Here is a 12,691-nt window from a genome sequence, read left to right as displayed (position 1 = left end):
GGGTGCGGGTGTCGAACTCGACGACCTCGCCCGGGGTCAGGACCAGATCGTGTGTGCCGAGGACCAGCCGCAACCGGCCGGAGAGGACGTAGATCCACTCGTATCCCTCGTGCACCCGCTGCTCCAGGTCGCACACCTGCCGCTGCCCGGCGGGGATGATCTGTTTGTACGCCTGCACTCCGCCGAGGTGGCGGGTCAGCGGGAGGAAGGTCATCCCGTAGCGGGTGAAGGGGCGGGGGTGGACACGGGGGTCGCCCGTGGGGGGCGCGTCGACCAGTTCGTCCAGTTGCACGCCGTACGCCTTGGCCAGCGGCAGGAGGAGTTCCAGGGTGGGCCTGCGCTGTCCGGACTCCAGCCGCGAGAGGGTGCTGAGCGAGATCCCGGTCTTCTCGCTCAGCTGGTTCAGGGTGGTACCGCGGTCCCGGCGCAGGGCTCGCAGCCGGGGGCCGACCGCGCTCAGCACGGTCGAGAGGTCGTCGTCTGCCATGGTTCCATTTGCCATAACGGCAATGTGGTCTGTCAAGCGGTGACGTCGCCGGGCCGCGTGGCGACGCGTGCGAGCCGACGCGCCTCGTCGCGCGCGGCCCCGGCCACGGCGTCCTCGTCCACCATGGTCAGCCGGCCGTCCTCGACCACCGTGCGACCGTGGACGAGGGAGAGCGTGACGGGAGCCGGTGCGCCCAGGACCAGCGCGGCGACCGGATCGGCGATGGAGGAGTGGGCCAGGGTGTCCAGCCGCCACAGGACGAGGTCGGCGAGTTTCCCGGCCTCCAGGGAACCGATGCGGTCGGCCCTGCCGAGCACCCGGGCGCCACCGTACGTACCGAGGCGCAGCGCCTGACGTGTCGTCAGGGCCCGTTCGCGATGGGTGCCGAGGCGGTTGACGAGCAGCGCGTTGCGCAGTTCGGTGTGGAGTTCGCCGGATTCGTTGGAGGCGGTGCCGTCCACCCCGAGGCCGACCGGGACACCGGCCGCGAGCAGGTCGGGGACGCGTGCGATGCCCGCCGCCAGCCGGGCGTTGGAGGACGGGCAGTGGGCGACGCCCGTGCCCGTACGGCTGAAGGCGGCGATGTCGGAGTCGTTCATGTGGACGCAGTGGGCCATCCACACGTCGGGGCCGAGCCAGCCGGTGGACTCGAAGTAGTCGGTGGGGCCCATGCCGAACACTTCCTCGCAGAAGCGCTCCTCCTCCGCCGTCTCGCTGCCGTGGGTGTGCAGCCGTACACCCTTGCGGCGTGCCAACTCCGCTCCTTGCCGCATGAGTTCGGTGGAGACGGAGAACGGGGAGCACGGCGCGACGGCGATCTGTGTCATCGCGTCGGGCGAGGCGTCGTGGTGGGTGTCGATGGTCTCCTCGGTGGCGGCGAGCGCGCCCTCCAGGGTCTCGACGGCGAAGTCGGGCGGCAGCCCGCCGTCCGACTCGCCCCGGTCCATGGAGCCCCGGGCGAGGGTGAACCGCAGCCCGGTCCGCGCCGCCTCCCCGATGATGGCGCCGGACAGATCGCCCGCGCCGCGCGGGTAGACGTAGTGGTGGTCCATCGCGGTGGTGACGCCGCCGCGTGCCATCATCGCCAGCGAACCGGCCGCCGCCGCGCGGACCATGGGCTCGTCGACGCGCGCCCAGGTGGGATAGAGCGCGACGAGCCAGTCGAACAGGTGGTGGTCGGTGGCGAGCCCCCGGGTGATCCACTGGTAGAAGTGGTGGTGTGTGTTGACCAGGCCGGGGGTCACGAGGTGGCCGGTTCCGTCGATCCGGCGGACCACGTTCTCCAGACCGGCCGGGGCGCCGCCCGCGCCCACGGACTCGATCAGGGTGTCCGCGACGACGACATGCCCCGAGGCGTACTCGGTGTCGTGCGCGTCCACCGTCGCGATGGCGCAGTTCTCGATGACGATGCGCGAGGCCGCCATGGTGGTCCCCTCCGTTCCTCGTCAGACGGTGTGCAGGTCGACCGGGATGCGCGGCTCGGTCCCCTCGCGCAACACCGTGGCCTCGATCAGCCCGTACGGCCGGTCGGCCGCGAAGTAGACCGCGCCGTCCTCGACGTCGTTCGTCAGCCCGAACGGCTCCAGGTCGACCAGGAAGTGGTGTTTGTTCGGCAGCGAGAAACGGATCTCGTCGATCTCGTCGCGGTGGTCGATGACGCGCGCGCCCATCCGGTACAGGCTCTGCTGGAGCGAGAGGGAGTAGGTGTCGGCGAAGGCTTCGAGCAGATGGCGCTTCGCCTCCTCGTACGACCGGTCCCAGTCGGGCTCCGACGCCTCGTCGCCCGACCAGCCGTACCGCCAGCGGGCGCACACGTCGGTGGCGAGGATCCGGTCGTACGCCTCCTTGAGCGTGGTGTACTCGTCCTTCGCGTAGCCCCAGAACTCGGAGTCCGTCGAGTTCAGCACGGTCAGGTCCGACAGCCCGGAGACGACCTGCCACGCCGTCCCGTCGTAGGTGACCTCGGTGACGCGCGTCTCCTGGCCCGCACGGGCGAAGGAGTGGCCGCCGAGCCGCTGCCAGGCGTACTCCTGGATCCGCACGCGCGCCCGGTGTATCGGTACCTGGCTGGTCACGAAGTGCCGGGCCAGCAGGATGCCGAAGCGCTCCGCCGACTCGATGCCGTGCCGCTTGGCGAACGCGTACACCGTGTTCTTGGTGGTGTCGGTCGGCAGGACATGGGTGTTGGAGCCGGAGTGGTGGACGTCGTCCATGTCGCCCGAGAGGGCGATGGAGACGTTCAGGTCCTTGAGGTGGTGGGTGGCGCCGTCGCGCACGACTTTGACGACGCGGGTCTCCGCCTTGCCGTACTGGTTCTGGCCGAGAATCGTGGGCATGTCCCTCTCTAACTCCCTCGGTAGACGGAGTACCCGAACGGGTTGAGCAGCAGCGGTACGTGGTAGTGCTCGCCGGGGCCGACGCGGAACGTGATCGTCACCTCCGGGAAGAACGGCGCACCGCCGCCGGTGTGTCCGTCGGTGTCCTGGGCCGGGTCGGGGCCGGTGGCGGGGATGGTCCCGGTGTCGGGGGTGGTCCCGGCGGTGGTGTTCCCCGCGTTGTGCCTCGTCGCGAGATACTCCTCGGTCGCGAAGTCCAGCCGTACCCGGGTGGTGGACTCCGGCAGGGCGGGCAGGTCCCGGCAGCGTCCGTCGGCGTCGGTCGTGGAGCCGCCCAGCTCCACCCAGCGGGCGTCGCCGCCGCCGGTCAGGGCGGCGAGCGACACCGGCACACCGGCGGCGGGGCGGCCGGCACTGGTGTCGAGGACGTGGGTGGAGACCGACGCCACCGGGGCGGGGGCGGGGGCGCCCGGCGCCTCGGCGAGACGGACCAGCCGGATGCGGTTGATCTTGCCGAGTTCGGCGCGCGCGGTCTCCCGCTCCCGCTCCGGCGTCCGGCCGAGCCGGTCCCTCAGCGCGTCGCGCATCCCCTCGGCGCTCGCCCCGGTGGCGCAGATCAGGAAGACGTGTCCGAACTTCTCCTGGTAGGCCAGATTGAGTGCGAGCATCTCGGCCCTGAGCACCTCGGACGCGTCCGCCATCCCGCGCTGCTCGCGGGCCGACACCGCGTCGCCCTCCGCCGGTCGGCCGATCGGCGGATGCCCGGCCAGCGCCTCGTCCAGATCCGCGCCGTCCAGCGCGGCGGTCGCGGCGTCGCTCGCGGCGAGCAGGGCGTCGGCGGTGGCGTACGGCCGCCCCGCGAGCAGCGCGCTCCCCCATCCGGCAGCCGCGCAGACCTCCCGCAGCCCGGCCAGCGCCGCACGGTCGGGCGCGGCGTTGAAGCGGGCGAGGCCCGGCGGCGGGGCGGGTGCCGGGGCCGGTGTCGGGGCCGGTGTCGACGTCACGGGAGCCTCCGTGGCTGTGCGTACGTGGGCGGCGGCGCCGTGGCGGGGCCGGGTCCCAGCTAACGCCCCCCGGGAGACGGCGTCAACAGTTTGTTGAATTTACCGGCACCCCGACCTGGAATTTTTTCATACCTAAGTTAGGTATACAGTTGGCCCCGACCGTCGGCGCGCGGAAGCCCTTCCGCTCCCACGGAAAAGATACCTAACTGAGGTATGCAGATGGTGAGAGTCTGCGACCCGACCCGAGGGAGCACCACCCATGAGCAGTTCTCCGAAGCGAAGCGTTCTTGTCTCCGGCGCCAGCATCGCCGGTCCCGCGCTGGCCCACTGGCTCCACCGCTACGGCTTCGAGGTCACGGTCGTGGAGAAGGCGCCCACGGTGCGCGGCGGCGGATACCCCATCGACATCCGGGGCACCGCCGTGGAGGTCGTCGAGCACATGGGGCTGCTCCCCCGGCTCAGGGAGGCCCACATCGACAGCCGCAAAGCCTCCTTCGTCGACGCCGACGGCCGGCCGGTCGGCTCCGTCAAGCCCGAGGACCTGACCGGCGGCGTGGCGGGCCGCGACATCGAAGTACCGCGCGGAGAACTCGCCTTCGCTCTGTACGACAGTGTCCGCGACGACGTCGAGTACGTCTTCGAGGATTCCATCGCCACTCTCCACGACCACGCGGCCGGGGTCGACGTCACGTTCCGGAGCGGAACGCGGCGCACCTTCGACCTGGTCGTCGGCGCCGACGGCATCCACTCGAACACCAGGAGCCTCGCCTTCGGCCCCGAGGCGACGTACCACCGCTACCTCGGCCACTGCTTCATGGGCTTCACCATGCCCAACGACCTGGGGCTCTCGCACGAGGCGCTGCTGTGGAACGTCCCGGGCAAGTCCGCGACCCGCTACGCCGTCCGGGACGACGACCAGGTGTTCGCCATCATGACCTTCGCCGCCCCCGAGCCGCCGACCGGCGCCTTCCGCGACCCGGCCGCCCAGCGCGATCTGGTCGCCTCGGCCTTCGCCGGATACGGCTGGGAGATTCCGCCCATGGTCGAGGCGATGCGCGCCGCCGACGACATCTTCTTCGACGCCGCGGGCCAGATCCGGATGGCGCGGTGGTCCAGCGGCCGGGTCGCGCTCGTCGGTGACGCCGCCCACGCGCCCTCGCTCTACTCGGGACAGGGGTCGAGCATCTCGCTGGTGGGCGCCTACGTCCTGGCGGGCGAACTGGCCACGGCCCCCGACCACCGGACGGCCTTCGCCGGGTACGAGGAGCGGACCCGGACGTTCGTGGAGACGAACCAGGCACTCGCCTTCCAGGGTCTCGCCGCCATCACCCCGGGCACCGCCGAGGAGCTGGCACAGCGCGACGAGGCGCTGCGCGGCGACCGGGACCTGGAGATCAACGACGCGGGCCGGGCCGCCAACTCGGCGCTGGACCTGCCCTCTTACCCGGTCCCGACGGCCTCGTGACCGTCGCCCCCGGGGTCAGCCGCCCCGGGCGGGCCGCTCGTCGCTCTCCCGTGCCTCGGCCCGCTGCTCGTTGGCGTAGTTGATGTAGTTGTAGACGGTGAACCGGCTGACGCCCAGCGCGCTCGCCACCGTCTCGACGCCGTGCCGTACGGAAAAGGCGCCGCGCGCCTCCAGGTCCCGTACGACCGACTGCTTGGCCCTGCGGTCCAGCTCGGCGAGCGGCATGCCGTACCGGCGCTCCAGACCGGCCAGGATGTGGTCGAGGGAGTCCGAGAGCTGCGGCAGCCGCACGGCGAGCAGCGCCTCGCCCTCCCAGGTGAGGACCACGTCGTCGGGCTCGGCCGCCTCCGGGGCCAGCAACTCGCCGCCCATGGCGTCCACGAGCGGTCGCACCGCCGCGACGAAGGGGTGGTCGGGCGACGGCGTCACCGGCCGGCCTCCGGGCCGGCCGGAGCGGCCGGGTCGGGCGCACCGCTGTCGGGCGCACCGCTGTCGGGCGCGCCCCCGATCACGTTGATCTGGAGCGAGATGCGCGTCGCGCCCACGGACAGCGACCGGCGCAGCATCGTGTCCACCGCCGCCAGCACGGCGTCCGCGCCGCCTTCCGCCGTATTGCCGAACGGCCCGACGTCGACGGCGTCCAGCGCGGCGCCCCGCACGACCTCCCGGGCCACCAGCGCGTGGGCGGGCACCTCGTCCAGGTCGAAGGGTTCGGTCGTGAACTCCACTCGCAAACGCACCGTGCCTCCATGGCATAGCCTCTGAACTGCGCATTCTCGGAGAGGTTCAGGGTCATCGCCGCGCTGGTGTGCCCCAGTTGGCTCCGATACGACCTTAACGGACTCTCCTGCGGAGATCGGTGGAGACGCGGGTGTCCTCGTTCGCCGGCTCCGGCCGCGGGTGCGGTGTCGGCCCGGCGGTGTGGTCGTGTTTCGCCCCGTCGCGCCCCGGTCGAATCTCGCGTAGCTTGACGCCATGCGACCTGCCGCGCCGGTCCACGACGCCGCTTCGGTGTGGGACATCGCCACCCCGTCGCGGCACGGTCGATTACCGGGGGTCAGCATGGCCGGATTCCGGGCCCGTACGACCGACCTGGTCGACCTGGGCGTGGTCCCGCACCCGGCTGTCACGGTGGCCGTCGACCTCGGCGACGAGCCTTTCCTCGTCACGGACTTCCACGGCAGGCAGCAGAGCGGCAGCGTCGTCGTCAGGCTCGCGTCCGGCGGCGTCCGGGTGCGCGGCCAGGACATCGAGTGCCTCCAGATGCGGCTGTCACCGCCGCTCGCCCACGCGGTGCTCGGCACCTGTGCGGAGTCGGGCACCACGGTGGTCCCCCTCGACGCCCTCTGGGGCGGCGACGCGGCACGCACCCAGGAGCGCCTGCGCGCCGCCGGGTCGTGGGACGAGCGGTTCGCGATAGCGGAGGCCGCGCTCGTTCGACGGTACGAGGCGGGCCGCGCGGTCGAACCGGAAGTCGCCTTCGTGTGGGGGCAGATGGTGACGAGCCTGGGAGGGGCCCGGGTCGAGCGGCTGGCGGCCGAGGTCGGCTGGAGCCGTAAGCGCCTGTGGTCGCGGTTCCGGGCCCAGATCGGTCTGAGCCCCAAGCGCACCGCTCAGCTGGTCCGTTTCGACCACGCGGCCCACCGGCTGGCCGCGGGTCACAGCGCCGCGCGGGTGGCGGCGGAGATCGGCTACGTCGACCAGTCCCACCTGCATCGGGATGTCATGGCCTTCGCCGGGGTGACACCCATGGCTCTCGCGGTCGCGCCGTGGCTCGCGGTCGACGACGTCGCGTGGGCCGCCCCCTAGACGAGTAAGAGGCCGCGCGGATAGGTGGGGTGGAGGAAGGAGCGGGGTAAGGGGCAAGCATGGCAAGGTGGAGGAGGGAGGCGACGCGGAGGGGGCACCTCCCACGCCCTTAAGGCAGTGGGGGAGTCGTGGACCGACGACAACGCCGCCAGGCGCCGCCCATCGCCCCGCGACGCCGCCCCACCTATTCGCGCGGCCTCTAAGTCCGAAGACAGGCCCTCGCGCGTGTGCGACCCGCGGTCCGCGCGGGGGAACATTTCTACAAGACGCCCGGCACCGGAGCTTGTGACACTGCGACCATGTCCAAGGACTCGAACGACTCGCCGCTCGACTCACCCCCCGACTCACCGCTGCCGCACGTCCGGTGGCCGCGGTACGGCGTTGACGCTCCCGCGTTCCCGGTGGTGTCCGGCATCGCCGGCGCGGCCTGCTACCTCGCCGCCGGCCGATGGCGGCCAGGACGGAAGGTGATGGTGGCCGCGGGAACGGCCCTCATGGCCAGCACGGGCATTTTCCTCAACACCACCCTGCACGGCAAACTGCGCATCTGGAGGCGGGAGCTGGACCGAGCCGGTCTGAAGGGCAACGAGCAGCTGCTGGACCTGGGCTGCGGCAGGGGCGCGATGCTCATCGAGGCGGCCAAGCGGCTGCCGATGGGACGCGCCGTGGGCGTGGACCTGTGGTCGGAGAAGGACCAGAGCGGGAACCGGCCCGAGGTCACACTCGCCAACGCCACCGCGGCGGGGGTCGCCGACCGGGTGGAGATACACACGGCCGACATGACGGCGCTGCCGTTCGAGGACAACTCCTTCGATGTCGTGACGAGCGCGCTGGCGATCCACAACATCCCGTCGCCCGAGGGCCGGTACAGCGCGGTCAACGAGGCCATGCGGGTGCTGCGTCCTGGCGGACAGTTGATCATCGCCGACTTCACGCCCATGGCCACCACCTACGCCGCGCGCATCGGCCACGGCACGGTGCGCGCGCTCGGCCCCGGGTACTGGTACGGCGGCCCGTGGCTCCGCGTCGCGCTGCTCCACGTGGTCAAGGAGCACTGACCAGGTCACGCAGCTCCTGAACCGGCCATCTCCCCGGCACCGCGGGCGCGTTCGGCACCGGCCGTGCCGGGGAGAGCCCCTGCCCCGGGCCGCGGACCGTCCGAGGGGCCGGGAAACCCCGCGCGAACCACCCGTTCTGGTGGACCATGGGCCGGGGAACCCGAACGAGAAGGACCGAACGAGAAGGACCGGAGGAGGCGAGACGCGATGGGAGAGAGCGTGTCGGTGTGCTGTCCGTCCTGCGGCAGCCGTCATGTCTTCAGGGCCGCCGCCCACCCCTGCGCGTGCGGCGCGCCCGTGGCGCCGATCCTGCGCGCGGACGCGCCCGCCGAGCCGGTCACGCACCGCGCCTGGGCGGACGAGTGGGTGACGGTCCGCTGCGCGGCGTGCGGGCGCGACGGGGACTGGCCACGGCCCGAACTGGGCTGCCCGTGCGGTACGGCGCTGCGGATCCCGGTGGCGGGCGCGGGTACGGACCCGGTGCCGCCCGGGGCCCCGCAACCGGCGCGGGCGCCCCACACCGAGCGGCCCGCGCACATCCCGCTGCCCCGCACCGGCCGGACGCCACGGCCGCCCTTCCGGCCCACGACGATCCGTACATCCCAGGACGCGGTGACCGCCGCGGCGCTCTATCTGCGCTGGCTGGGCTTCAAGAGCGTCGTACGGGCCGGTACCGTGCCCTCTCCCGGCGGGCCGGAGGACACCGGGGTCGATCTGCGCGGCCCCGATGTCGTCGCCCAGGTCGACCCGACCACCAGCCCGGCATCCCTGCGCGCCGTCGAGTGCCTCTGGCTCAACGGGCTCGGCGCGTCGACCGCGAGCGTCTACTTCGCGCTGGCGGGGTACGCCGAGGACGCGCGCAGCCGCGCCGACGCGCTGGGACTCCCCCTCTTCGCCATGGACCTCACCGGAACCCCCCAGCCCGTCAACGGCCCGGCGGCCGAACTCGTCTCGGCCGGGCCGTGACGGGCGTGGATCCGGGCCGCGGGGCGGACGGAGCATCACCCCGTTCACGCCGCCCCAGGCGCCCGGGAAGATCCGGGCGGCGGGGCGGACGGGCTGCCGGTCCGTGGGCCGTCACCCCCGGGGCGGCCGGGCGGCGAACCGTTCCCGTAGCTCGATCTTCCTGACCTTTCCGCTCACCGTCATCGGGAAGGCGTCCACGACCTCCACCCGGCGCGGGATCTTGTAGTGGGCGAGGCGCTCGCGGCAGTACGAGACGATCTCCTCCAGGGACGGCGCCGCCGCCGGGTCGCGCGGGATCACGCAGGCGAGGATCTCCTCGCCGTACTTCGGGTCGGGCACGCCGACCACCTGGACGTCCGCGACCTTGGGGTGGCCGTACAGGAACTCCTCTATCTCGCGGGGGTAGACGTTCTCACCGCCCCTGATGATCATGTCCTTGATGCGGCCGACGATCCGCGCGTAACCGTCCTCGCCGATCACCGCCAGGTCACCGGTGTGCATCCAGCCGCCGGCGTCGACGACCTCGGCCGTACGCTCCGGTTCGTTCCAGTAGCCGAGCATCACGCTGTAGCCCCGGGTGCACAGTTCGCCGGGCTCGCCGCGCGGCAGTGTCACGCCGGTCGCCGGGTCGACCACCTTGACCTCGATGTGCGGCAGCGCCCGGCCCACCGTGCCCGTACGGCGTTCCAGGTCGTCGTCGCGGCGGGTCTGGGTGGAGACCGGTGAGGTCTCGGTCATGCCGTAACAGATCGACACCTCGGCCATGTTCATCTCGCGGACGACCCGCTTCATGACCTCCACCGGACAGGGCGAGCCCGCCATGATGCCGGTGCGCAGCGAGCCGAGGTCGTACGAGGCGAACCCGGCGAGGTTCAGCTCGGCTATGAACATCGTGGGGACGCCGTACAGCGAGGTGCAGCGCTCGTCCTGGACCGCGCGCAGCGTGGCCTCCGGGTCGAAGGACGGCGCCGGGATCACCACGCAGGCGCCGTGCGAGGTGGCGCCCAGATTGCCCATCACCATGCCGAAGCAGTGGTAGAAGGGCACCGGCAGACAGACCCGGTCCCGCTCCGTGTAGCCGACCGTCTCCCCCACGAAATAGCCGTTGTTGAGGATGTTGTGGTGGGAGAGGGTGGCTCCCTTCGGGAAGCCGGTGGTGCCGGAGGTGTACTGGATGTTGATCGGGTCGTCGCAGGACAACCCGGCCGCGCGGGTCGCTATCTGATCGTCCGTCACCAGCGCGGCCCGTGACAGCAGTTCGTCCCAGCTGGGATGCCCGATGTGGTGAACGGCCCGCAGCGCGGGACACCGGCCGCGCACCTCCTCGGCCATCGCCCGGTAGTCGCTGGTGCGGTGGGCGAGGGACGCGATGAGCACCGAGGTCCCCGACTGGCCGAGGACGTACTCCAGCTCGTGCGCGCGGTAGGCGGGGTCGACGGTGACGAGGATCGCGCCGATCCGGGCCGTGGCGTACTGCGTGAGCACCCACTCGGGGCAGTTGACCGCCCAGATCCCCACCCGGTCCCCCTGGGCCACGCCGCTCCCGAGCAGCCCCCGCGCCAGTTCGTCGACCGCCGCGTCGAACTCCGCGTAGGTCCAGCGCCGTCCCGAGGGGACGTCCACCAGCGCCTCCCGGTCCGGGAACGCGGCGACGACCCGGTCGAGATCGGCGCCGATGGTGTCACCGAGCAGCGGGGTCGTGCCGGTGCCGTGCGTGTACGAGGGCGTGCCCCGCCCCGTCACCGCAGCTCCTCCTCGTCGTACTCCACGCCGCCGCCCTCGGCGGTCCGCTCCCGCAGCTCGACGCGGCGGATCTTCCCGGACACGGTCTTGGGCAGCTCGGCGAACTCCAGCCGCCGTACCCGCTTGTACGGTGCCAGCAGCGCCCGGGAGTGGGCGAAGATCAGCTTCGCCGTGCCGGGCCCCGGCTCCCAGCCCTCGGCCAGGACGACGAACGCCTTGGGCACCGCGAGCCGCAGCGCGTCGGGCGCGGGCACGACCGCCGCCTCGACGACCGCCTCGTGCTCCAGGAGCACGCTCTCCAGCTCGAACGGCGAGATCTTGTAGTCGGAACTCTTGAACACCTCGTCGCGCCGGCCGGTGAAGGTCACATACCCGTCGGCGTCCCGTGAACCGATGTCGCCGGTCCGGTAGTAGCCGCCCGCCATCACCTCGGCCGTCAGCTCCGGATCGCCGTGGTAGCCGGTCATCAGACCGACCGGCCGGGCCGAGAGGTCGAGCGCGATCTCCCCCTCGTCGGCGCCCGGCGCCCCGGTGACCGGGTCGAGCAGCTCGACCCGGTAGCCGGGCGTCGGCCGTCCCATGGAGCCGGCCTTCAGGAGCTGGCCCGGGGTGTTGGCCACCTGGACGGCCGTCTCGGTCTGGCCGAAGCCGTCCCGGATCGTGACGCCCCACTCGCGCCTGACCGTCTCGATCACCTCGGGGTTGAGCGGTTCGCCCGCCGCGACGGCCTCGCGCGGCGGGGTGCGCAGCTGGGAGAGGTCGGCCTGGATGAGCATCCGCCAGACGGTCGGCGGCGCGCAGAAGCTGGTGACGCCCGCACCGTCCATCTCGGCCATCAGCCGGACCGGGTCGAAGCGGGTGTAGTGGTGGATGAAGACGGTCGCCTCGGCGTTCCAGGGCGCGAACAGGTTCGACCAGGCGTGCTTGGCCCAGCCGGGCGAGGCGATGTTCAGGTGGACGTCGCCGGGGCGCAGCCCGATCCAGTACATCGTGGCGAGATGGCCGACCGGATAGGAGACGTGGGTGTGTTCGACCAGTTTGGGGCGGGCGGTCGTGCCGGAGGTGAAGTAGAGCAGCAGCGGGTCGTCCGCGTGGGTGACGCCGTCGGGTTCGAAGCCGTCGGGCCGCTCGTGCGCCTCGGCGTACGGCAGCCAGCCGTCCACCGCCGCGCCCACCGCGATCCGGGTGAAGGCGCCCGGCACGTCGGCGAACTTGGCCGTGTCCTCGGCACGGACGATCACGTGCCCCGCCCGGCCGCGCTCGACGCGGTCGCGCAGGTCGGCGGGGCCCAGGAGCGGGGTGGCGGGGATGACGACGGCGCGCAGCTTCATCGCGGCGAGCGCGGTCTCCCACAGCTCGACCTGGTTGCCGAGCATGACGAGGACCCGGTCCTCGGCCCGTACGCCCTGCTCGCGCAGCCAGTTGGCGACCCGGTCGGAGCGTGCGGACATCTCGGCGAAGGTGACGCGGGTGCGGCGGCCGTCCTCCTCGACGATGTGCAGGGCCTCGCGCTCACCGGCCCGGCCGCCGTCGCCCTCGGCGATCCGGTCGAACCAGTCGAGCGCCCAGTTGAACCGCTCGGGGCGCGGCCAGGCGAAGCCCTCGTACGCCGCCCGGTAGTCCTCCCGGTGCGCCAGGAGGAAGTCGCGGGCCGCCCTGAACCGCTCGGTGGGCCCGGCCGGGCCGCTCGGCTTCCTTGCCGTCATATGTCCTCCTCGTTGCGGGACCGTCCCCTGACATCGTGTAATCAGTGACGCAGGTCTCACCAGCCCCGGACGGGGGTGGTGGCACCACGGACAGGAGGGCGACGCGTGAGCGAGGCG

12 protein-coding genes are annotated in these 12,691 nt (G+C 72.1%); 4 read left to right on the top strand and 8 right to left on the bottom strand.

All coding sequences use genetic code 11. The features are described from left to right. From DVH02_RS21345 to uraD, 4 genes are all read right to left on the bottom strand, one after another. Window positions 1-487 (bottom strand): helix-turn-helix transcriptional regulator (locus DVH02_RS21345; RefSeq protein WP_147286101.1); only part of this gene is annotated, 487 nt, incomplete at its 3' end. Between the two features lie 32 nt (window positions 488-519). Beyond that, entirely contained in the window at window positions 520-1,911 is a 1,392-nt protein-coding gene (locus DVH02_RS21340) for an 8-oxoguanine deaminase (RefSeq protein ID WP_114625431.1), read from the bottom strand. Between the two features lie 21 nt (window positions 1,912-1,932). Further along, window positions 1,933-2,823, bottom strand: a complete 891-nt coding sequence (gene pucL / locus DVH02_RS21335) for a factor-independent urate hydroxylase (protein WP_114625430.1) — start codon at window positions 2,821-2,823, stop codon at window positions 1,933-1,935. An 8-nt stretch (window positions 2,824-2,831) separates the two neighbouring features. Continuing rightward, the gene (uraD, locus tag DVH02_RS21330) at window positions 2,832-3,827 is read right to left on the bottom strand and encodes a 2-oxo-4-hydroxy-4-carboxy-5-ureidoimidazoline decarboxylase (RefSeq protein ID WP_114625429.1); all 996 of its coding nucleotides are present in this window, start codon (window positions 3,825-3,827) and stop codon (window positions 2,832-2,834) included. Between the two features lie 259 nt (window positions 3,828-4,086). Here uraD and DVH02_RS21325 point away from each other — a divergent pair, with 259 nt between their 5' ends. Further along, a complete protein-coding gene (locus DVH02_RS21325; RefSeq protein WP_114625428.1) occupies window positions 4,087-5,292 on the top strand; it encodes an FAD-dependent monooxygenase in 1,206 nt (401 codons plus the stop codon). Window positions 5,293-5,307: 15 nt separating this feature from the next. Here DVH02_RS21325 and DVH02_RS21320 read toward each other — a convergent pair whose 3' ends face one another. Both DVH02_RS21320 and DVH02_RS21315 read right to left on the bottom strand, forming a co-directional pair. After that, complete coding sequence (locus tag DVH02_RS21320; RefSeq protein ID WP_114625435.1) at window positions 5,308-5,664, bottom strand: helix-turn-helix domain-containing protein; 357 nt, start codon at window positions 5,662-5,664, stop codon at window positions 5,308-5,310. 53 nt (window positions 5,665-5,717) lie between these two features. Then, window positions 5,718-6,032 (bottom strand): thiamine-binding protein, encoded by a 315-nt coding sequence (locus DVH02_RS21315; RefSeq protein ID WP_233518366.1) that lies wholly within the window; start codon window positions 6,030-6,032, stop codon window positions 5,718-5,720. Between the two features lie 235 nt (window positions 6,033-6,267). On the opposite strand from DVH02_RS21315, the gene DVH02_RS21310 reads away from it, so the two are divergent. From DVH02_RS21310 to DVH02_RS21300, 3 genes are all read left to right on the top strand, one after another. Continuing rightward, window positions 6,268-7,101 carry a helix-turn-helix domain-containing protein gene (locus DVH02_RS21310; protein WP_114625427.1) on the top strand — a complete coding sequence of 278 codons (834 nt, stop codon included), beginning with the start codon at window positions 6,268-6,270 and terminating at the stop codon, window positions 7,099-7,101. Between the two features lie 299 nt (window positions 7,102-7,400). Beyond that, window positions 7,401-8,159, top strand: coding sequence for a class I SAM-dependent methyltransferase (locus DVH02_RS21305; RefSeq protein WP_114625426.1), 759 nt, complete (start codon window positions 7,401-7,403; stop codon window positions 8,157-8,159). Between the two features lie 207 nt (window positions 8,160-8,366). Next, window positions 8,367-9,125, top strand: coding sequence for a hypothetical protein (locus DVH02_RS21300; RefSeq protein WP_199566361.1), 759 nt, complete (start codon window positions 8,367-8,369; stop codon window positions 9,123-9,125). Between the two features lie 111 nt (window positions 9,126-9,236). On the opposite strand, the gene DVH02_RS21295 is transcribed toward DVH02_RS21300, so the two are convergent. After that, window positions 9,237-10,868 carry an AMP-binding protein gene (locus DVH02_RS21295; protein WP_114625425.1) on the bottom strand — a complete coding sequence of 544 codons (1,632 nt, stop codon included), beginning with the start codon at window positions 10,866-10,868 and terminating at the stop codon, window positions 9,237-9,239. Further along, window positions 10,865-12,574, bottom strand: coding sequence for an AMP-binding protein (locus DVH02_RS21290; protein ID WP_114625424.1), 1,710 nt, complete (start codon window positions 12,572-12,574; stop codon window positions 10,865-10,867). Before DVH02_RS21290 ends, DVH02_RS21295 begins: the two co-directional genes overlap by 4 nt. Window positions 12,575-12,691: the final 117 nt, after the last annotated feature.

It is taken from the genome of Streptomyces corynorhini (assembly GCF_003346515.1).
GTDB classification, from domain to species: domain Bacteria; phylum Actinomycetota; class Actinomycetes; order Streptomycetales; family Streptomycetaceae; genus Streptomyces; species Streptomyces corynorhini.
Note: the sequence above shows the minus strand (reverse complement) of the source record. Positions and strands in the feature narration are given on the sequence as shown.

Excerpts from the sequence above, each read along its gene's own strand:
- DVH02_RS21300 (WP_199566361.1), top strand. The coding sequence starts at position 8,367 with ATGGGAGAGAGCGTGTCGGTGTGCTGTCCGTCCTGCGGCAGCCGTCAT.
- DVH02_RS21340 (WP_114625431.1), bottom strand. The coding sequence starts at position 1,911 with ATGGCGGCCTCGCGCATCGTCATCGAGAACTGCGCCATCGCGACGGTG.
- DVH02_RS21325 (WP_114625428.1), top strand. The coding sequence starts at position 4,087 with ATGAGCAGTTCTCCGAAGCGAAGCGTTCTTGTCTCCGGCGCCAGCATC.
- DVH02_RS21290 (WP_114625424.1), bottom strand. The coding sequence starts at position 12,574 with ATGACGGCAAGGAAGCCGAGCGGCCCGGCCGGGCCCACCGAGCGGTTC.
- DVH02_RS21320 (WP_114625435.1), bottom strand. The coding sequence starts at position 5,664 with ATGGGCGGCGAGTTGCTGGCCCCGGAGGCGGCCGAGCCCGACGACGTG.
- DVH02_RS21305 (WP_114625426.1), top strand. The coding sequence starts at position 7,401 with ATGTCCAAGGACTCGAACGACTCGCCGCTCGACTCACCCCCCGACTCA.
- pucL (WP_114625430.1), bottom strand. The coding sequence starts at position 2,823 with ATGCCCACGATTCTCGGCCAGAACCAGTACGGCAAGGCGGAGACCCGC.
- DVH02_RS21310 (WP_114625427.1), top strand. The coding sequence starts at position 6,268 with ATGCGACCTGCCGCGCCGGTCCACGACGCCGCTTCGGTGTGGGACATC.